This is a genomic window from Pyxidicoccus sp. MSG2 (assembly GCF_026626705.1).
Lineage (GTDB): Bacteria > Myxococcota > Myxococcia > Myxococcales > Myxococcaceae > Myxococcus.
In genome coordinates this window covers 4,716,106-4,734,857 of record NZ_JAPNKC010000001.1, presented here as the reverse complement: position 1 = coordinate 4,734,857, position 18,752 = coordinate 4,716,106, and the positions used below count along the sequence as shown (strand labels likewise).

17 protein-coding genes and 1 pseudogene are annotated in these 18,752 nt (G+C 67.1%); 6 read left to right on the top strand and 12 right to left on the bottom strand.

Going from position 1 to position 18,752, the window contains the following annotated elements:
- Positions 1-2: 2 nt before the first annotated feature.
- The 3 genes from kaiC to OV427_RS18255 are packed head-to-tail and all read right to left on the bottom strand — an operon-like array spanning position 3 to position 3,169.
- Positions 3-1,532 (bottom strand): circadian clock protein KaiC, encoded by a 1,530-nt coding sequence (gene kaiC, locus OV427_RS18265; RefSeq protein WP_267857399.1) that lies wholly within the window; start codon positions 1,530-1,532, stop codon positions 3-5.
- Complete coding sequence (locus OV427_RS18260) at positions 1,529-1,837, bottom strand: circadian clock KaiB family protein (RefSeq protein ID WP_267857398.1); 309 nt, start codon at positions 1,835-1,837, stop codon at positions 1,529-1,531. The genes kaiC and OV427_RS18260 overlap by 4 nt, the downstream gene beginning before the upstream one ends.
- Positions 1,838-1,849: 12 nt before the next feature.
- Positions 1,850-3,169 (bottom strand): response regulator, encoded by a 1,320-nt coding sequence (locus OV427_RS18255; RefSeq protein ID WP_267857397.1) that lies wholly within the window; start codon positions 3,167-3,169, stop codon positions 1,850-1,852.
- 205 nt (positions 3,170-3,374) lie between these two features.
- Here OV427_RS18255 and OV427_RS18250 point away from each other — a divergent pair, with 205 nt between their 5' ends.
- Complete coding sequence (locus OV427_RS18250; RefSeq protein WP_267857396.1) at positions 3,375-4,097, top strand: hypothetical protein; 723 nt, start codon at positions 3,375-3,377, stop codon at positions 4,095-4,097.
- Positions 4,098-4,305: 208 nt separating this feature from the next.
- Here OV427_RS18250 and OV427_RS18245 read toward each other — a convergent pair whose 3' ends face one another.
- Positions 4,306-4,722, bottom strand: coding sequence for a DUF1036 domain-containing protein (locus OV427_RS18245; protein ID WP_267857395.1), 417 nt, complete (start codon positions 4,720-4,722; stop codon positions 4,306-4,308).
- Between the two features lie 28 nt (positions 4,723-4,750).
- Positions 4,751-5,062, bottom strand: coding sequence for a hypothetical protein (locus OV427_RS18240; protein ID WP_267857394.1), 312 nt, complete (start codon positions 5,060-5,062; stop codon positions 4,751-4,753).
- A 241-nt stretch (positions 5,063-5,303) separates the two neighbouring features.
- On the opposite strand from OV427_RS18240, the gene OV427_RS18235 reads away from it, so the two are divergent.
- The gene (locus tag OV427_RS18235; protein WP_267857393.1) at positions 5,304-5,579 is read left to right on the top strand and encodes a hypothetical protein; all 276 of its coding nucleotides are present in this window, start codon (positions 5,304-5,306) and stop codon (positions 5,577-5,579) included.
- Between the two features lie 647 nt (positions 5,580-6,226).
- Here OV427_RS18235 and OV427_RS18230 read toward each other — a convergent pair.
- Positions 6,227-6,838, bottom strand: coding sequence for a transposase (locus OV427_RS18230; RefSeq protein ID WP_267857392.1), 612 nt, complete (start codon positions 6,836-6,838; stop codon positions 6,227-6,229).
- A 710-nt stretch (positions 6,839-7,548) separates the two neighbouring features.
- Between OV427_RS18230 and OV427_RS18225 the strand changes: the two genes are divergently transcribed.
- Entirely contained in the window at positions 7,549-9,162 is a 1,614-nt protein-coding gene (locus OV427_RS18225) for a hypothetical protein (protein ID WP_267857391.1), read from the top strand.
- 229 nt (positions 9,163-9,391) lie between these two features.
- Here OV427_RS18225 and OV427_RS18220 read toward each other — a convergent pair whose 3' ends face one another.
- The 3 genes and pseudogenes from OV427_RS18220 to OV427_RS18210 all read right to left on the bottom strand — a co-directional run bounded on the left by OV427_RS18220 (position 9,392) and on the right by OV427_RS18210 (position 10,843).
- Complete coding sequence (locus OV427_RS18220) at positions 9,392-9,640, bottom strand: DUF3592 domain-containing protein (RefSeq protein ID WP_267863600.1); 249 nt, start codon at positions 9,638-9,640, stop codon at positions 9,392-9,394.
- Positions 9,641-9,866: 226 nt separating this feature from the next.
- Positions 9,867-10,133: pseudogene (locus tag OV427_RS18215) on the bottom strand (hypothetical protein); the annotation flags it as partial.
- 254 nt (positions 10,134-10,387) lie between these two features.
- Positions 10,388-10,843, bottom strand: coding sequence for a VOC family protein (locus OV427_RS18210; protein WP_267857390.1), 456 nt, complete (start codon positions 10,841-10,843; stop codon positions 10,388-10,390).
- 142 nt (positions 10,844-10,985) lie between these two features.
- Here OV427_RS18210 and OV427_RS18205 point away from each other — a divergent pair, with 142 nt between their 5' ends.
- Both OV427_RS18205 and OV427_RS18200 read left to right on the top strand, forming a co-directional pair.
- A complete protein-coding gene (locus OV427_RS18205; RefSeq protein ID WP_267857389.1) occupies positions 10,986-11,900 on the top strand; it encodes an ABC transporter ATP-binding protein in 915 nt (304 codons plus the stop codon).
- A complete protein-coding gene (locus OV427_RS18200; protein WP_267857388.1) occupies positions 11,897-15,508 on the top strand; it encodes an ABC transporter permease/M1 family aminopeptidase in 3,612 nt (1,203 codons plus the stop codon). The genes OV427_RS18205 and OV427_RS18200 overlap by 4 nt, the downstream gene beginning before the upstream one ends.
- 54 nt (positions 15,509-15,562) lie before the next feature.
- Here the strand turns inward: OV427_RS18200 and OV427_RS18195 are convergent, their stop codons facing one another.
- The gene (locus tag OV427_RS18195; protein WP_267857387.1) at positions 15,563-15,907 is read right to left on the bottom strand and encodes a hypothetical protein; all 345 of its coding nucleotides are present in this window, start codon (positions 15,905-15,907) and stop codon (positions 15,563-15,565) included.
- Between the two features lie 87 nt (positions 15,908-15,994).
- Complete coding sequence (locus OV427_RS18190; RefSeq protein WP_267857386.1) at positions 15,995-16,594, bottom strand: hypothetical protein; 600 nt, start codon at positions 16,592-16,594, stop codon at positions 15,995-15,997.
- Positions 16,595-16,874: 280 nt separating this feature from the next.
- On the opposite strand from OV427_RS18190, the gene OV427_RS18185 reads away from it, so the two are divergent.
- Positions 16,875-17,534, top strand: a complete 660-nt coding sequence (locus OV427_RS18185; RefSeq protein WP_267857385.1) for a hypothetical protein — start codon at positions 16,875-16,877, stop codon at positions 17,532-17,534.
- A 15-nt stretch (positions 17,535-17,549) separates the two neighbouring features.
- Here the strand turns inward: OV427_RS18185 and OV427_RS18180 are convergent, their stop codons facing one another.
- Positions 17,550-18,503, bottom strand: a complete 954-nt coding sequence (locus OV427_RS18180; RefSeq protein ID WP_267857384.1) for an acyl-CoA desaturase — start codon at positions 18,501-18,503, stop codon at positions 17,550-17,552.
- Between the last annotated feature and the right edge of the window lie 249 nt (positions 18,504-18,752).

Here is an 18,752-nt window from a genome sequence, read left to right as displayed (position 1 = left end):
CCTCACTTGCTCTCGCTTCCAGGCGTCTCGAAGAGTCTGCCGATGCGCTCCGCCTCGTTCTGCGACAGCTGGGTGGTGTAGCCCGAGAGAATGCCGCTCACGTTCCGGAAGGCCTTGCCGATGTGCATGCCCTGCTCGTCGATGGTGAACTCGCGAATCTCCTTCACGTGCTTGGAGCCGCGCATCTTCAGGACGGTCAACCCCCGCCGCATCTCTCCGTAGATCTCCACGTAGCGCAGCAGGATGATGGAGTCGGTGATGGTGGAGATGTGGGCCTCGGTGATGGACGTCCCTCCCATCAGGGTCGGCGTGGTGGAGGTGAACAACCCCGTCATCTCCTGGTGCTTGATAAAGGAGGTGAGGCCGATGACGAACTCGCGGAAGCTCTTCATCGACGAGACGCGCTCCAGCGCCGACATGCTGTCCACCGCGATGCGGTTGGGTTTGAAGTCGCTGATGGTCTGCTTGATGGTGATGAGGTGGTCTTCGAGCCCCTTCACCTCCGGGTAGTCGCAGACGACCTTGAGCAGGCCGGCCTTCTCCATGGACTCGTAGTCGAGTCCCCAGCCGGTGGCGTTTCGGATGAGCTGCTCGCGGCTTTCCTCGTAGGCGAAGAGCAGGCACTTCTCATTCGCCCTGGCCGCCCCCTTGACGAAATGGGAGACGGCGAGCGTCTTCCCCGTCCCGGTGGCGCCGGAGATGAGGATGATGGAATCGCGGAAGAAGCCACCTCCGCACATCTCGTCCAGTTGGGGGATGCCGGAGGAGACGCGAATGTCCGAGGAGCGCTGCTTCAGCTCGATGGCCGAGAGCGGGATGACGACAATCCCCCTGTCGTGAGTGATGGTGAAGGGGTACTCCCCCTTGCTGTGCTCGGTGCCCCGGAACTTGAGGATTTCGATGGTTCGCCGCCGCTTCTCCTCCTCCAGGATGTTGCGGAGGATGATGACGTTGTCCGCGACGAACTCCTCGATGCCGTACCGGGCGATGTCGCCGTAGTCCTGGAGGCGCTCGGCGGTGATGATGGCGGTGACGCCCATCTTCCGCAGCGCCGAGGCGGTGCGGAAGAGCTCATGGCGAATCTGCGTGCTCTCGCCCAGCTGGCCGAAGATGGCGCCCAGCGAATCCAGCACCACGCGTTTGGCGCCGCAGCTGCGGACGGCGTTCTCGATGCGCGCGATGAGCGCGCCCAGGTCGTAGGGGCCCGTGGGGACCGCGAGGTGGCTGGGTTCCGGAGAGGCATCCACGAAGGCCCATTGACCCCTGGCCTCCCATCCCTTGATGTCCCAGCCGAAGTTCTTGACGTTCTTGCGGATGTCCGACGGAGACTCCTCGAACGTCACGAAGACGCCCGGCTCGCCGTACTTCGCGATTCCCTCGGCCAGGAACTGCACGCCAAAGACAGTCTTCGCGCTGCCCGCCGTCCCCGAGACGAGCGTCGCGCGGCCCACGGGAATCCCGCCCCGGGTGATGTGGTCCAGCCCGTCGATTCCGCTCGGGAGCTTCTGGATTGCGTCGAGGTCGTCGTTCATTTGTTCTTCCCGTGACTGGAGGAGGGGTCCCCATCAGGTGAGAGGCCCAACCCCGCCAGGACGCGAGGCGTATGAGAGAGGTCGCCAATCAGCCGCCGCGCGGGGAAGGGCGCGTCCTTGATGAGGGTCGGGGTGACCGTGATTTTCTCCTGCTCCGCGAGCTCGGGTTTGTCGAGCACGTCGATGACTTGAAGCTCGTAGTCCCCGCCAAGCATCTGGTTGCCGAGGGCCCGGATGTTGGTAATCGCGGTCAGTGAGTTCCCGAGCTGTCCCGCGACGAAGAGTCGGAATCGATATCGTGCCATGCGCTGTTCTCTCTAGGTGCTCGAACCCACCGGGTGTTCAGGCCCTACGTACAATCGGTAGGCGGCCAGGACGTAGCCGAGCATCCCGATGAGCATCAGGCGCGCTTCCTCTCGCCTGGCGACCCCGACCTCGGAGTTCTCACCCTCCCAGGCCATGGAGAGCGCCTCCTGGTAGATGTCGACGATGTCGCCGGGGCCGACCCGCAGTGATGCGAGCGCATCCGACAGTCGATGGAGCGCCTGGCGCTGAGCCGACGAGTCGATTTCATACCCTCTGTTGGCGACCGCCTTCTCGCAGATGGCAATGAACTCCACGACGAACTTCTGGAACCCCCCGGGCGAGGCCCGCTTGAGGGGTGATTGCCCCAGCATCTCGGCTGAGACCGTCAAGCGGGGCTGGGCCCAGCGCGCCAGGCCGCGTCGTTCCCGCTCATGGGCCGCCACTTCGCGGGCGCGCTCCAGCTCCGCCCGGAGGCGATGGCGCTCGAAGGCATGGTGCAGGGAGCGACCGAGAAGCTCCGGGGATTGAAGCTCCTTGGCAAGGGCGTCCTGAGCACCTTTCTGGAGGGTCTCCTCCCGCGCTTCCTTGCTGTCCATCGTGGTGAACACGACCAGGGGAACACTGGGGGCGTGTCGCACCGTTTTCTGAAGCGGGTTTAGCCCCGTTTCTCCAGACAGGCTCATGTCGAGCAGGATGACGTCCGCTTCAGCGAGGGTTTCCTTCTGGAAGCCCTCGAAGAGGTTTCTGGCGCGTCGAACCTCGAATTGAAACTCCCGCACCTTCCCGAGCAGCGTCTCGGTGATTTGCGCGTCGCGGTCGTCCTCCTGAATCAAGAGGACGCGAAGCGGTCTCTTCTCGCGCTCTGACGGGTCCTCGCTGGAGGTGGGCCCTCTGGCGGGCGGCGGGCTTCTCATGGTGCCGCCAGAGGGTGCGCCCGAATGGAGGTGCTCCAGCATCCTCACCAGCTGGTCCGAAGCGACTGGCTTGTGGAGGTAGCCCGCCACGTTGGGCAGCTCGGCGGAGGCGTCCAGCGCGGCGGAAATCACCACCAGGGGAATGGAGGAGAGGAGGGAGTCCTTCTGCCGCTCCTCCAGGAACTGCCAGCCATTCATCACCGGCATCATGAGGTCGAGCAGGATGAGGCTGGGCGGAACCGACCTTGCTCGCAGGAGACCGAGGGCGTGCTGGCCGTTCTCCGCCAGGACGACTTCGTATTTGAGCTCTTCGAGGAGGTGGCTGAGCGACTCGCGAATACTCAAGTCGTCGTCGACGACGAGCACGACTCCGCGTCTCGAGTCTGCGGGGCTGTGGACGCGGACTCCCTCGTTCATGGGCGTCTCCAGGTCTCGAAGGGTGGGGGTGTTCCTGCGCTGGAAGAAACGTCCCCTCAGACCGGAGACCCGTCGTGTGGTGAGCCTCCCCGCCAAGGTTCGTTCATGAGGCCGAAATCAAGCTGGATTGCCTTCAGTGTAGATTTCGAATGCGTTGTCGGGCGACGGGAATTTTTACTCCCTTGCGTCACCAAGAGGTCCCTCCATGAAGACGAAGTCCCCCTTCCTGGCCGTGATGACGTTCGCGCTGCTCGCCGCGCCTCTCGCCTCCGCGGGGGACGACGCGCCGGTGAAGGCCGCCACCCTCGACGTCAGCGGCGATGGCAAGCCGGAGGACATCTCCGTCACGTGGGACGAGCCCAAGAGCCAGTTCATCCTCAAGGTCGGCAACGCCACGGCCCGGGGCAGCTCGGGGCACGAGGAGCCCAACGGTTTCACCGTCGTGGACCTGGACTCCAGCGACAAGCGCAAAGAGGTCGTCGTCCACACGGGCCTGACGGACAACACGAAGGAGGCGCACGTCTATGCCTACGACGGCAAGAGCCTGAAGGCGATGGGCACCGTCCCTTCCATCAGCGAGGCCCGGGGCAACGGCATCGTCCTGTCCGACGCGTGGATGGCCTTCTGGCAGCGGCGCGACAAGTACGTCCTGGACGCGAAGGCGGGGAAGCTCACCCTGGTGCCCCAGGAGCTGTACGCCGTCGGCGTCGAGGCCACCGTGACGGAGTCCTTCCCGCTCGCCCGCGCCCGCACCGAGAAGACGCCCGTCGCCAACCTGGCGAAGGGCTCGAAGATCCAGGTCATCGCCGCCGCGCCGATTCCGGGCAAGAGCTACCTGTACCTCGTGAAGTCCTCCACGGGCCTGCTGGGCTGGGCCACCATGGACGACCTCGCCGAGAAGACCGAGGGCTTGCCCTTCGCCGGGTGAGCCGCGCTACGATAGACCCGACAACGAAGGCCGCACGCGCCTTCAGTCTCTACCAGCGCATGGCGACACGGCTCCACCCGAGGGCCCCGGTGCTTCCCGCGCCGGGGCCTTCTGCTTGCGGGGGAACGACTTCTACCTGCTCCGGACGCAATGAGCCGGAGCGGCCGTCGGTGGGCGAGGTGCTGCCCACCGACGGCTCGACAGAAGGTCAAGGGTTGAAGGTCAGCGTGTAGTTCGACGCGCCGCCGGTGTTGAGCTCCCGCCAGCCCAGGTTGCGGGAGTTGGTGTTGCAGGTGTTGTCACACCAGTTGAATCCGCTCCAGGGCGTGCATGTGAAGAAGGGGCCCGCCCAGGTCAGCCCTCCGCCCTCGGCGTAGTAGTAGGAGAGGGTGTTGGTGATGGCGGGGCCATAGACAATCTTGCACTGTCCTGGCGCCAGCTCCCACCAGCCCGCCTTGCTCCAGCTGCTGCCATCCTCGGCAACGCAGCCGGGGTTGTACCAGGAATAGGCGGTCCAGATGGTGACGCTGGTGCCATTGCAGAACTGCACCCAGGCATGGGCCGGCCCGGCGATGCCGAGCCCGGCGGCCACCGCGAATGCCATTGCAAGCTTTCTCGTCGACATGGGTCTCCTCAATCTCGGACGGGGTGCGCTACCTGAGGACGCGCCGCATGGCGCCGGGGGCTTGGGACGCGGAAGACGCGGAGGGATTCGCCCGCTCCGCGCCCGCGGAGACGGAGAGCCGGGTCGTCGTCGAGGGGTCGACCACATACTGCACGGGCACTGCCATCACGGGGGCCGACGTGGCCGTCGCCGCCAACTCCTGCGCGGACGGCATGTCCCGGGCGGGGGAGGCCTGGACCTCGGGAGGCTGCTGCGCCGGCGAGTCGTCTTGCGGAGTGTTTCCACATCCCATGGCCACGGCGAGCAGCCCGAAGCACATGAACGTCGCATTCACTTTCATGGCAATGCCTCCTTGGAACCGCACGTCTGGGATTAGCTTCAATTTCAGGCATTCACCATGGATCTGGGGTGGATGTGACCCGGGCCCATGGTTCATGTGGTTTGTTCAACAGTTCAAACGGCGGAAACCCGACACACGCGCCCGGAGCGCGTGGTCGAGGGCTCTATCGCGCTCAACAGGGGCTTCCGTAGCAATCTCTTCCGTCGCAGCACATCATCCTGCACCGCCAGACCCGTCCTCCATGCAGTGGCGGCCGGACTTCGCTCGCAACCTGGCCGACGGCTGGATGGCCGACGGCACCGTGGAACCGCACGACGAGCGCAGCACCGTGCGCGCGGCCGGTTCGATGGACACCACCATCGACGACCTGCCGCGCGGACGCCGCTGCGTGCTGCTCCTGGCCAACGACGTGCGTGCCGAGCCCGCGTTCCCTCACCTCGTGCGCTTCGTGCTCGGTGAAGCCGGCGTGCCCTGGAATTGGAAGTACGGCGACAGGGCGTTCTGGGACGGCCGCTGAGCGAGGCCCGGTGCTCCAGGCCCCGCGCTTCGACCCGCTGACGATGACCCATGACAACACCAGCGTGCTCGCCTTCCGCCCGTCGGCTCAAGCACGTCGGAGCTGAACGACCGGCCACGGCCCCAGGGTTGCGCCCTCTCGTGCTCCTATCATCGTGACAATGAGCCGCTGGGGCAGCTTTGTACGCTGACCTCGCAGACGTGCATCAACAACGTCCGGACCTGCTACTACAAGTGCGAGGTCATCGAGCCTAATCCGTACGAATAACAGGGATGAGCTGGTGCTGGTGCCGCGTAGCCCGGCATGCCCCGGATGGAGGGACGGCCGGGCCCCGCTTGAGGTGGGCGGGAATCGACCAGAGCAATGATCGCGTGTACCTGAGCACCATCTCTGCGCGGGCTCGTACTCCACCGTCTCCCAGTGGGCGACCCAGGCGCTCGGCACCCAGACCTGCCTGGGCGCCTACGCGGGCTGCTGCCAGTGCTACGTCGACCAGAACTTCAACCGCTGCGGGGGCCGACATCTCGCGGAGGGCGACCTACGAGCCAGCCTGGTCCTCCACGGGTCGGCGCGTGGACCGTCGTGCCCGCGACTGTCCCGCCGGGCGCATGGGAGGAAGGCTGACGGGTGCAGCCGCAGTGGAGCGGCTACCCCCAGAGGGCCTGCCGCGGTGGCCAGCGCGCAGGAGCGAGCGGCGCAGGAGTGTCTGGCAGCGTCAGGTGCTGGAGGATGCGGTGGATGGCCGCTCCATGCCTCAGGTACGCCAGCACCCTTGAGTCTGCCCCCGCACCTGGCGCAGCAGAAGACGTCCATCTTGAAAACGCGGTGCAGCAGACCCGCCTGGTCGAGCCTCGGTGCGCGCTGACGCCTCCCGCACGTGCCCACCCCTGCTGCCGTTGCCGCTGGTGTCTTCTCCTCCCTCGGCCTCGCCGCTGCAGGGAGCTGTGGTCGAGCGAGGCCTCCTCGATGCCCATGTCGAGGAACCAGCGGAACAGCAGGTTGAAGTCCAACTGCTCGCAGGACAACCGCTCGCTTCTCACCGAGTAGAAGGCCAGCAGTTGTGACGTCTTCAGTAACTGCTCCGGAGGAATGCTGGGACGGCCCATCCGGCTATACATTCGGTCGAACGTCGGGGAGGGCGCCGCCAGGGCCGCGTCGGCCATGTCCTTCACCCGCCGAAGCGGATGGTCCTTCGCGATGCGCGCCCCCGGCGTCCTCAGGCTGAACATCGTCGTCTGCTGCTTGAGTGTCCCACGCACAACGTCCTCCGATGTGCGTGTCCTCTCATGAGAAGGGGCGAGGTGTCGCTCCCCCGCTCAGGGACTTCTTCAATAGCCCCCAAGTATGACCTGGTCACTTGCTGAGGGCCGTCGTGGGCCACCGAGGAGAAATCCTCTTCGGTGGCCGTTTGAAGTGACCGAGTAGGACTCGCTCGCCGATGTCTGGACTCAAAGCGAGGGGTGTTTGCTTTCGCTGATGGAGGCACTCGACTTCGGGGCATCCATCAGGCGGGCACCATGTCAGATGGCGGAGCGATACTTCGTCGAGTTCCACTTCTTTCCACAAGGGGGCGTGCCGAGAGTTCGCGGCCGATAACATTCTCGGGTTTCCTTACCTCTCCTATGTATGTCCGCGTCCTCATGCGCCTGCTCGATACCGGCTCTGCGTCGGCATGAGTGTTCGGCGATAGACATTGTGCCGCGGCGAAGTCAGGCGACAGCCCAGGTCATCGTCGAGGGATTGGCGGGTCCATCGCTCCAACGGGTTCGCCGATCGGGAACAGACCAGGAGGAGCATCGTTACTCTCTGATACTCAAATCTAAAATTGTGTCCGGGCCGGGATGAATGGACGTTCTGTCCATGTTTTTGAAAGTTTTCAATGAGAAGAATTATTTCGTGCGTCATCAGGGGCCTGCTGTTGATGTCATGTCTGCTCTCTCCCCTGGCTTCACGGGCCATCCAACCCCCCGTGCAGGAGAACAACTCCCGCAAGTTTGTTATCTACGGACCCATCACCGGGCACATCAACTTCGACACCGAGGTGGTCGGAACGGTGGTGTTCTTCGCGGGGGACGATATCTACCTGCGTCCCATCGCGAGCTACGAGCATCTGTCACTCGAAGGCAACCGGCGCTACCCGGCGGTCGAGACGAACCCCGACGACATCGGCGTCTGGACCACCCTCAAGGCGAACCTGAATACCCTGGGCCTGCCGCACACCTCAGTTCTCAAGCTTGAGACCTATGCGGTGGGTACGGTCCCGGACCCCACTCCTGATTTCCCTGGCGGAGATGATGCACCCGTCCCCCAGGTTCTCGATGACGGGGTCAAGCGGCCCATCCAGATTGGTGACGTGCTGCGTGTGCGCGGTCAATACGCGGTCGACTATTCGCACTCCCCCTACGGCATCGATCACTCGGAGAGTTTCAGTTACATGCGAGGTCTGTACAAGACGGGCTTCGTGCATGCGGAGCTTCATCCGTACCGGGTCAATGAAATGGAACCGGTCCGGCATGGCTTCGAGGGCATGCCCGTGAATCCGGAGCAACCCCGCTTCAAGGTCGAGGAGCATGCCTACTTCGCTCCTATCTACACGGAGGTCTACGACTGGACGTGGGGCACCAACAAGCTGGGGGGTGTGGCCGGCCACATGGTGGAAGAGGCCAAGCATGGAACTCGGACCTATGAATTCACCATCGCCGCGCCGCCCAAGCCTATCTGTTACGGCACGTGCCAACTGAAATTCGAGACGTTGAACCTGGGCCAGTATGATATCGGCACGCCGGCGGAGCATTCCGTCACCCTGAACGCGAATGGACTCGCGGTGCGTGTCGTCCTCACCGCGCAGAATCATCTGGACCCGGGCTTTCTACGGATGCAGTACAAGCTGTGGTGGCATGACAGCTTCAGGCCATCCCTATATGTCAACGCGGGCGACGCCTATGACTGCGCGCACTTCAGCTCCCAGGCGCAGGCCCAGTCTGTGCTGCGGGCCAACCCGAGCGACCCCAACCGGTTGGACCCGGATGGCAACAAGATTGCCTGCGAGTCCAACCCGGCACCGCACGACCTCTGGGTGGATGGGAAGTACTCCGCGACATGGATTGAGCAGAACGCCAGGCCCGGAAACAACGCGACCTTTGTCAGTCAATCATTTCCCGCATGGGTCTCCAGTGGCGGCAGCTTCTCCGCGAGTGTGACCCTGCGAAACACGGGAACGGTTCCGTGGAGCAGATTGACGGCGCATCGGCTCGGCTCTCAATCCCCGCAGGACAACACCAACTGGGGGCTCCAACGTGTGGATCTGCCCGTCGGCGTGGTCATCTATCCGGGCCAGACCGCGACCTTCTCCTTCACCGCAAGAGCGCCCTCGGTGAATACCTCTACCAGCATGGCCTGGCAGTGGCGGATGGTGCAGGAGATGATTCAGTGGTTCGGTGATTTCACACCGTATCGCTCCATCGCCATCGAGCAGCCCTCGCCCACCTGCTCGGGAACGACTCCCTACTATTGTGCTTGTACCGACACGTGCACGACGAGCCTTAACGCGTGCAAGCGGGCGTGCATGGAGGAGATGGAGTAGCTCATGATGGCGCCCTGCTCGGCTCGGTCCTGATGGGGGCCCCCAGCAGAAGGACCCACCTCCGCGTAGGTGTTCACTGTGTCCCGTCCGGGTCGGGGGTCGACCCGGACGGGAGGCACAGAAGACGCCGCCTGTGGGGGCTACACGTCCGGAGCAATGCTCACGCCGGCTGCGGGCGCTGGCTGCGGGCCTTCTAGCGGCGGTCGGCGTGGAGCATGTCCCACATGCCTCAGGCCGCGATGACCGTCAGCGCCACCCCGCCGAGCGCGAGCACGTAGCTGGCGATGCCGGCGTTGCCCACCTCCAGGCAGGACACGGACGGGTCCGCCGGCTCGTAGTGCACGGGCACGTGGTTGCCGGACGCATAGTGGTGCGTCACGCGCTGCGCATCCGGCGCATAGGAGGAACAGGGACCCTGTTGCGACGTGATGAGGCGCGAGTGGGCATGGGGCGCAGAGAGGGCTGGAGGGTCCTCCATGGCTGTGCTCCCTGTTCCGCACTGCACTCTGAGCAGGTTGCCGGACGCACCTCCCCCCTTGCGCGCCAGGAGGGCGCAGGGGCTCGCGCCATGAAGGAGGGCTGACGGGGGCTGCCGCAGTGGAGCGGTTACTCCCAGAGTGTCTGCTGCGGTGGCCAGCGCTCAAGTTCATCCTGGGCGGAGGAACGAGGCTGGCCAGATGGTGGAGCAACTCCATGCCCGTGAAGAGAAGGTGCGTGGTGCCGTCCGGCATGGGCTGCTTCATGCGGTAGGCGATGCGGCCGTCCACCGCTTGCTCGAAGCGCTCCAGTTCCAGAGCACTCCGGGCAGCCTCCAATGCTCCAGATGGGGGCAAGCCTCCGTACCGGCACAGGCGCTCCAGGCCCTCCCTGTCATTGGCTTGCGGTGGTCGTACATCCAACCCTGTCCACCGGAAGCGCTGTTGCAGAGACTGCGCCTGGTACGCCTGCCGTGCGTCCTCCGGCCCTTCCACAGGCAGAGCACCGCGGCTCTCCAAGATGCGCGCCGCTGCCCCCGTCGGTACGCGCCCCCGTACACCCGGCGCCCCGTGCCCGTTGTCCCCCTCGCCCACGCCCTACCTCCACACGGGGCCAGGACGTTGCGGGTGGCATCCGACGCCGCTCGGCGGAGGTGCCCTCGAGTCTTCGGTTGGCAGTCTGCTGAAGAGCTCCGGTGCGGACTCGGCCTCCCGCACCGGGCATGTGCTTCAACCGCCTGCGAAGGTGACTACCCGCCCATCTTCGCCATGCGGCGGTTCATCTCCTCGGGCGACACGTCCTCGACGTGCTGCGCGAGCGTCCACTTGAAGCCCTCGGGGTCCACGAACTGGCCGGAGCGGTCGCCGTAGAACTGGTTCTCCAGCGGCCGCACCACCTTGCCGCCGGCCTTCACGAAGCGCTCGGCGAGCGCGTCCACGTTCTCCGTGTAGATGCACAGGCCCACCGGCGTGCCGCCGAAGTGCTTCGGGCTCTTGGCGCCCATGTCCGGGTACTCGTCGGACACCATGATGCGCGAGTCGCCAATCTGCAGCTCCGCGTGGGCGACCTTTCCGCCAGGCATCGGCATCCGGTACAGCTCGGTGGCGCCGAGGGCGGCCTTGTAGAACTCGATGGCCTGCGAGGCATTGCTCAGCGCGAGGTACGGCGTGACGGAGTGATATCCGTCGGGAATCGCCTTGGGCATGGGGTGCTCCTCCGGGTGTGGGTCCCCGCTCCACGCGGGGAGCGGGAGACTGCGCGACGCGAGCCCTGGTCTGCAAGCCTGTTCAGTAGTCTGTGAAGCAGTGGATGGAAATGACCCCAGGGGTCCAGGCGTACATGGGGGCATGCTCTCCCTCCGCAATCTGGTGAAGGTGTACCCCGGCCCCGTCGCCGCCCTGCGCGGCGTGGACCTGGACGTGCCGCGCGGCATGTTCGGCCTGCTGGGGCCCAACGGCGCCGGCAAGTCCACGCTGATGAAGATTCTGTCGGGCCTGCTGGAGCCCACCTCGGGGGAGGTGACGCTGGACGGGACGGACATCGTCCGCAATCCGGAGGCGCTGCGCCCGCACCTGGGCTACCTGCCGCAGGAGTTCGGCTTCTACCCGTACCTCACCGGCGAGGCGATGCTGCTGTACCTCCTCAAGCTCAAGGGCGTCACCGCGCCGCAGGGCCTGAAGAAGCTGTGCGCGGAGTTGCTCGAGCGGGTGAATCTCACCTTCGCCGCGAAGCGGAAGGTGAAGGAGTACTCGGGTGGCATGCGGCAGCGGCTCGGCATTGCCCAGGCGCTGGCGGGCAACCCGAAGCTCATCATCGTGGACGAGCCCACCGCGGGCCTGGACCCCGAGGAGCGTCTGCGCTTCTACCGCCTGCTGGCGGAGGTGGCCCACGAGCGCACGGTGCTGCTGTCCACGCACATCGTCGAGGACGTGGCCATGTTGTGCCCGCGCTTCGCCGTCATCCGCCAGGGACGCGTGGTGGCGATTACGTCCCCCACCGACGCGAAGGCCGCCATTCAAGGCACCATCTTCGAGGGCACCGCCTCTGCCGCCGAGCTGTCCGAGTTGCAGCGCACCCGCCGAGTCACCCAGGCGGTGCTCTTCGAGGGCCGCAACCGCGTGCGCATCCACGCGCCGAACGCCGCCGTGCCCGCGGGCTTCGAGCGCGTGACGCCCACGCTGGAGGACGCTTACCTCCTCCTGATGAAGGACGAGCAGTCGCCCGCCGAGGCCTCCACGTCCGTCCATGAGGTGGCGCGGTGAATACCCAAAGACTGGGCACCGTGGTGCGCACGGAGCTCGCGCACCAGGTGCGCCGCCCGTTGTTCGTCATCCTGCTGCTCATCACCTTCTTGACGGTGTGGGGCCTGTCGTCCGGCAACGTGACGATTGAGTCCGGGGCCAGCCAGGTGGGCGGACAGAAGGCGTGGGTGACGAGCGAGTTCGCCGTCTCGCAGACGCTCATCTTCCTCACCTTCCTCCTCTACACGTTCTTCATCTCGGTGGGCGCGGGCATGGGCGTCATCGCGGATGAAGAGGCCCGGGTGGGTCCCATCCTCCACACCACGCCGCTGACGCCGCGCGAGTACGTGTGGGGCAAGTTCCTCGCGGTGCTGGCCGCGTACGGGCTGGCGCTCGGGGCGATGGTGGCCTTCCTGGTGTTCTTCCACCACGTGGTGCCCGCGGGAGAGAACGCGGAGTACCGGGGCCCGCTGTCGCTGCTCAACTACGTGCGGCCGGCGCTCTTCTTCGGCGTGCCGCTGCTCGTGTTCATGGCGGGCACGGCCTTCGCGGTGGGCGAGCTGACGCGGCGGCCGGTGCTCGTCTACTTCCTGCCCGTGGTGCTGATGTTCATCTGCGCCTTCTTCCTCTGGGACTGGGCGCCCGGGTGGTTGGACCCACGGGTGAATCGACTCCTCATGGCGGTGGAGCCGGCGGGCCTGCGGTGGCTGAGCGAGACATGGGTGAAGGTCGACCGGGGCGTGGAGTTCTACAACCACGAGCGCGTGGGCCTGGACGCGCTCTTCGTCCTCAGCCGGTTGGGCTTCATCGCGGTGGGCCTGGGCGGCGTGGCCTGGAGCGCGCGGCACGTGGCGCAGGGGCTGCGCGGCGCGCCGGTGCGGCCGGTGAAGGGGAAGACGCTGGCGGACGTGCCACCCGCCACGCCGCTGGGGACGTTCCGCGAGCACGCGCCGCTGGCGTCGCTGAACATGGGCGTGCGCGCGCCGGGGCTGCTGTCCGGCCTGTGGGACGTGGCGCGCGTGGAGGCGCGGGGCCTGCTGTCGCAGCCGGGGCTCTACCTCTTCGTGCCCATCATCCTGTTGCAGACGGTGGTGCAGTCGCTCAACGCGGTGGGCCCGTTCGACACGCCGCTGCTGGCCACGCCGGGGCACTTCGCGGTGCGGAGCATGGGGCAGGCGTCCACGCTCGTGTGCCTGCTGCTCATGTTCTACACGGTGGAGTCGCTGGAGCGGGAGCGCGCCTTCTTCTTCGCGCCCATCCATGACGCCACCCCGGTGCGCACGCTGTCGGTGCTGCTGGGCAAGGCCTTCGCCAACAGCCTGGTGGGCGTGGCCATCCTGATGGTGATGTGGCTGGCGGTGTCGCTGGTGCAGTTGGCGCAGGGGAAGGTGTCGGTGGCGCTGGTGCCGTACGCCATCGTCTGGGGGCTGCTGATGCTGCCCACCTTCGTGCTGTGGACGTGCTTCGTGCTGGCGGCGCGCGCGGTGGCCGGCGGGCGCTTCGGGGCGTATGGCCTCGCGCTCGCGGTGCTGTGTCTCACCGGCTTCGCGGCGGTGCGCGGCGAGCTGAACTGGGCGACGAACTGGCCGTTGTGGGGCACGGTGCTGTGGTCGGACCTGGGGCCGTTCGAATTGGACCGCACGGTGCTCGTCCTCAACCGGGTGGGCGCGCTGGGGTTGGCCGCCTTCTTCGCGGCGCTGGCGGTGCGGCTGGACGGGCGGCGGGCGCCGGACTCGGTGAGCCTGCTGGAGCGGCTGAAGCCTCGCGGGCTCTTGAGCGGTGCGTGGCGGCTGACGCCGTGGATGGTGGTGCCGGCGGTGGCGCTCATCGGCGCGGCGGTACAGGTGGGGCAGGGTTGGCAGGGGGACGCGGCGAAGAAGCGCGCCAAGGAGTACTGGCAGAAGAACCTGGCGACGTGGAAGGACGCGCCGCAGCCCGCGATTCAGGACGTGGACCTGGACGTGGACCTGGAGCCCGAGGCCGGCACGTTCCACACGCGCGGCACGTACACGCTGGTGAACCGGCACGACAAGGCGCTGGAGTCCTTCGCCCTCACCGGCGGGGACCACTGGGAGGACGTGCGCTGGACGGTGGACGGGAAGGAGTTCGAGGCGGAGGACCGCTCGCGGCTGTATGTCTTCAAGCCCGCGGGCGGCATGGCGCCGGGCGCGGTGCTGCGCGTGGGCTTCGACTTCCACGGCCGTTTCCCCAAAGGCGCGACGAAGAGTGGCGGGAAGGTGGAGGAGTTCATCCTGCCGTCGGGTGTGGTGCTCACCAGCTTCGGCCCCTCGTTCGCACCGGTCATCGGCTTCAAGGACGACATTGGCGTGGACCCGAAGGAGAACAAGTACGAGCCGCGCGTGTACTCCGACAGGTTCTACGAGGGACAGACGGAGGCCGCATGGGGCACGGGCACTCCCTTCACCACGCGCATCCGCGTGACGGGGCCGGAGGACTACACGCTCAACTCCGCGGGTGTGCTGGAGAGCGACGAGGTGAAGGACGGCCGCCGCGCCAGCGTGTGGAAGAGCGACCACCCGATGAGCATGTTCAACATCGTCGCGGGGAAGTGGACGGTGCTGCGCGGTGAGGGCACGGCCGTCTTCCACCACCCGTCACACGTCTACAACGTGAAGGAGATGCAGCGCGGGCTGGACGCGGCGCGCAAGTACTACTCGGAGTGGTTCTATCCGTATCCGTGGAAGGAATTGAAGCTGTCCGAGTTCCCCGGCCTGGCCACGTACGCGCAGGGCTTCGCGACGAACATCACCTTCTCGGAGAGCATCGGCTTCCTCACCAAGAGCACGTCGAAGGCGAACGCGGTGCTGCTGATTACCGCGCACGAGGCGGCGCACCAGTGGTGGGGCAACATGCTGATTCCGGGCAAGGGCCCCGGCGGCGACGTGCTGTCGGAGGGCACGTCGCACTACTCGGCGCTGAAACTGGCCGAGCAGCTGGAAGGGCCCGCGATGCGGATGGAAATCGCGAAGCGGCTGGAGGAGCGCTACGGGAAGGACCGCCGCCTGGACGCGGAGCAGTCGCTGGTGAAGCTGGACAACACGCGCGAGGGCGACAACACCGTCCTCTACGACAAGGGCGGCTGGGTGTTCTGGATGATGGAGGACCTGCTCGGCCGCGAGGCGATGCACGCGGGCATCCAGGCCTTCCTGCGCCAGTACATCCCGAGCGCGGACCACCCGGTGCTGCAGGACTTCACCGCGGCGATGCGGCCCTTCGCGAAGGACGCGGCGGCCTATGACGCCTTCGTCCAGCAGTGGTTCCACGAGGTCCACGTACCGGAGTACCGGCTGTCCGCCGCCAGCGTGAAGCAGGAGGGCGCGCAGTGGGTGGCCACGGTGACGGTGGAGAACACCGGCACCGGGCGCATGCCCGTGGAGGTGGCCGCGGTGAAGGGCGAGCGCTTCCCGGAGCGGACGGAGGAGGAGGCCGCGAAGGGCCCGGCGACCCAGTCTCCGGACTACCGGGACGCGCGGACGACGGTGGTGCTGGGGGCGGGAGAGAAGGCGGAGGTGACGGTGCGCGCCGACTTCGCACCCGAGCGCTGGGTGGTGGACCCGGACGTGCGCGTGCTGCAGCTCCGGCGTGAGAGCGCGGTGCTGAAGCTGTGAGCCTCGCTCGGGGCCCGGTGTCCGGGTCCCCGTCCCGCGCGGATGGGGTCGTGGCTACGGCTCGTATCCCGGCGTGCTGCTCGCGCCGAACTGGGAGGAGAGGTACCGGCTGTTCGCGTCGTAGTGGACGCTGACGTCGCCGGGCTTCAGCGCGTCGCTGTGGTCCTCCAGGGTGCGTGTCACCTTGGGATGGGCCGCCTTCACCTCCGCGCGCGTCACCTGGCCCCGCAGCATCGCGTCGAGCCAGTCGCGGTGCGCCTCGCAGTCGGCGTAGCCCTCACGTTGGTAGGTCGCGCTGACGGCGCCGTCCACCACCGAGTACGCCCCGACGACCAGCGTCAGCACCGTCAGCACCCAGAGCCCCAGCACCGCGAAGAACGCCAGCTTCCATCGATTCATGTCGGGGCCAGTCTGCAATGTTCCGGTGCGGGATGTCTGCCCCGAGAGGGACCGCTCCACGGTGTGGCCGTGGAGCGGCCTTCACGTCTAGTGCCGGGCGGAGAGCGCCAGCCGGTCCATCGTGTCGCGCAGCGAGGTGGGCGCCGTGCCCGTGAGCGCGTCGTCGCGCGTGCCGGGCAGCGACTGGCCCGTCCGCGAGCCGGTCAGCTCCATGGAGATGGCAGTGGCAGCCGTCCCTCCGTTGCAGCGGGCCGTCAGCTGCCCCTGGAGCGTCACGAAGAGCGTTCCGCTGCCATCCCTGTGGCCGCTACCCTGGGAGTACTCCAGCGTGTACGTGCAGCCGTTCTTCGGAGGCAGCGGGCACGACGTGCTGGCCACGGTGAAGGCCTTCTCCGCGCTCATCCTCGCGCGAGGGCCGCAGCCCAGGGAGGCCACGTCGAGGCGCAGCGCCGCCTTGGAGGTGGAGGTCGTGTCGTTGGCAATCCGCACGGTGTCCTGCACCTGGGCGGTGTCGGACCTTCCGTTGCCCGAGGCTGTCATCGTGCCGGAGACGGCGTAGCTCCCGGTCATGTTCGGTCGACTGTCCGTCTCGGCGGGCGGGGCAGGGTTCCCGTCGTCGTTCTCGTCACCACCGCAAGCAGTCAGCGCGAACAGCACCACGGCCACCAGCACATGGTTCTTCGTCATCTTCGTCTGACCTCCCCCCTCATGTTCACTTCACCCGCGCCTCCTAAAGAGGCCGGGCCCGGCACGAAAGCCGCGGGTTCCGTTTTCTTGTCGGTGGGATGCGCGCCCAGGGTGTCAGCGTGACAGGCCTTGCCTGTGAGGCATTGACAGGCTGGCACCGCGAGCTGTCCACGCGTCCCGGTGTCTCCTCTGGCGCGACGTTGTGCACGGCGGTTGCACAAGGCCCGGGCACACGCCCGGAACGCCGGGCCTTGCCGCTCTCAAGAGGGGGCTCTCACCGATGAAGCACATCCACGCGCTGCTGATGACCGTCCTGCTGTCCATGTCCGCGAGCGCCGCGACGACGGACGCACCGCCTCCGTCCGAGCCGCGGGCGCGCCAGACCATCCTGGGCATCTCCGTCCTACCCCTCCTCGGGAACGACCTGCTGGAGGTGAGCGGTGAGCGCGTGGTGGGCCCGCGCCTGTCGGTGGGGCTTGCCCTGCAGGCAGGAATCACCCGCCAGGAGTACCGCTCGGAAGTCCTGGGCAATCCCGGCATCGATGGGGCGTCCGACCAGCGCGAGTACCTGCTGGGCGCCGAGCCGATGGCCCGCATCTTCCTGACGGGGACGGCGCCCGAGGGCCTCTGGGTGTCGCCACGGCTCGGAGTGTCCCATCGCTGGTTCAACAGCAGCGGCGAAGGGGAGCTGGCCTTCGGCTCGTCCGACTTCCGGAGATGGGAAGTCGGCGGCGCGGCCCTGCTGGGGTACAGCACCATCGTGGGTCGGGGGCTCGCCATCCAGTTCGGAGCGGGACTCGAAGGCCGGTATGCCACCAACACCCAGAAGATGCGCGCGGTGGAGCTGGGCACTGACGGTGTGGTTTCTGAGCAGGCCATCCGCACCCACTCCTGGTTCGTCGGCGAGCGCGTGGACCTGTCGGTGGGCTGGGCCTTCTGAATCGCCGGGTGTGCCTCACACGGGCTGGAAGCGGGGCCCTCCGTGGCGCCGCAGGGGAGGCCGGGGCTTGCGGCCACCCTGACGCCGCGAGGGCTGTCCGGGCTCCTTCTTCCTGCGAGCCCCGGCGCGCAGCGGCAGGTCCGCGAGGCCCTTCACCTCGTGCACGAGCCCCAGCGCGGCGAGCGCGCGCACCGTCCACCAGCCCGGGTCCGGCTGCCGCCAGCCGAGCCCCATCTGCGCCGAGCCCGGGTACGCGTGGTGGTTGTTGTGCCACGACTCACCCATGCTCACGAGCGCGAGCCAGCCCGCGTTGCGTCCCTGCTCCGCGCAGCCGGGCAACTCGTAGGGCTGCTCGCCCTCCACGTGGCTCACGTAGTGGACGCACCAGAAGCCGTCCGGCGTGAGCGCCAGTCGCACGAAGACACCCCAGGCCACCCACGAGGCGCCGCCAATGGCATACAGCCCCAGCGCGAGTGGCACCTGGAGCCACAGCCCCGCGCGCTCCAGGGCGCGGAAGAAGGCGTCCTCCGCCACGCGAGGCTCCACGGGCGGGTACACGGCGGCGTCCCGGGCGTGCCACGTGTGGAAGAGGGCGTACGCCATGACGCGCGCGAAGCCGTCGCGGTAGCCGAAGTAGGGCGGGCATTCGGCCTCCGGCTGGTTCTGGTGGAAGTCGCGCAGGTGGTGCATGCGGCTCATGCCGATGACGCCGCCCAGGCCCGCCAGCGTGCCCACGAAGCCGAGCGTCCGCTCCACCGCGAGCGGCGCGCGGAAGGCGCGGTGGATGAGGCCGCGGTGGATGCCCACCGACACGCCGAGACACATCGTCACGCCTGTGAGCACGGCGAACACCGCCACCGCGCTCCACGAGAAGAACAGCCAGCCGCCCGCGACGGCGCCCACGTGCACCAGGCACCAGCGGAACACCTTCCCCGCGTCCAGCTTCGCCTCACCCCACCGCGTGTCCATGGCCTGCTCCTTTCGGAGGGAGGCCATCGCAAGCGCCCTGCCACCGCGGACAGGGCCTGATTCCGCGCGCTTGCGCGGGCGCGCGGGCGGCACTGTCAACGCCGTTCACGGTGCGCCGTGTACGGCGTGGACAGGGCGGAGGGTCGAGAGCGCCTGGTGGATTCGCTCGCGACGACGCTCATGCGCGGGGAGAAGGATTGCAACGCATTGCGCACGTGAGCTCGTGATGGACGGGCTGGCCGTGGTGAC

Bases quoted from the DNA above. Each gene is read 5' to 3' on its own strand.
- OV427_RS18205 (WP_267857389.1), top strand. From the start codon at position 10,986: ATGCTCTCCCTCCGCAATCTGGTGAAGGTGTACCCCGGCCCCGTCGCC.
- OV427_RS18190 (WP_267857386.1), bottom strand. From the start codon at position 16,594: ATGACGAAGAACCATGTGCTGGTGGCCGTGGTGCTGTTCGCGCTGACT.
- OV427_RS18240 (WP_267857394.1), bottom strand. From the start codon at position 5,062: ATGAAAGTGAATGCGACGTTCATGTGCTTCGGGCTGCTCGCCGTGGCC.
- OV427_RS18245 (WP_267857395.1), bottom strand. From the start codon at position 4,722: ATGTCGACGAGAAAGCTTGCAATGGCATTCGCGGTGGCCGCCGGGCTC.
- OV427_RS18195 (WP_267857387.1), bottom strand. From the start codon at position 15,907: ATGAATCGATGGAAGCTGGCGTTCTTCGCGGTGCTGGGGCTCTGGGTG.
- OV427_RS18210 (WP_267857390.1), bottom strand. From the start codon at position 10,843: ATGCCCAAGGCGATTCCCGACGGATATCACTCCGTCACGCCGTACCTC.
- OV427_RS18220 (WP_267863600.1), bottom strand. From the start codon at position 9,640: ATGGAGGACCCTCCAGCCCTCTCTGCGCCCCATGCCCACTCGCGCCTC.
- OV427_RS18255 (WP_267857397.1), bottom strand. From the start codon at position 3,169: ATGAACGAGGGAGTCCGCGTCCACAGCCCCGCAGACTCGAGACGCGGA.
- OV427_RS18185 (WP_267857385.1), top strand. From the start codon at position 16,875: ATGAAGCACATCCACGCGCTGCTGATGACCGTCCTGCTGTCCATGTCC.
- OV427_RS18250 (WP_267857396.1), top strand. From the start codon at position 3,375: ATGAAGACGAAGTCCCCCTTCCTGGCCGTGATGACGTTCGCGCTGCTC.
- kaiC (WP_267857399.1), bottom strand. From the start codon at position 1,532: ATGAACGACGACCTCGACGCAATCCAGAAGCTCCCGAGCGGAATCGAC.
- OV427_RS18235 (WP_267857393.1), top strand. From the start codon at position 5,304: ATGCAGTGGCGGCCGGACTTCGCTCGCAACCTGGCCGACGGCTGGATG.
- OV427_RS18260 (WP_267857398.1), bottom strand. From the start codon at position 1,837: ATGGCACGATATCGATTCCGACTCTTCGTCGCGGGACAGCTCGGGAAC.
- OV427_RS18180 (WP_267857384.1), bottom strand. From the start codon at position 18,503: ATGGACACGCGGTGGGGTGAGGCGAAGCTGGACGCGGGGAAGGTGTTC.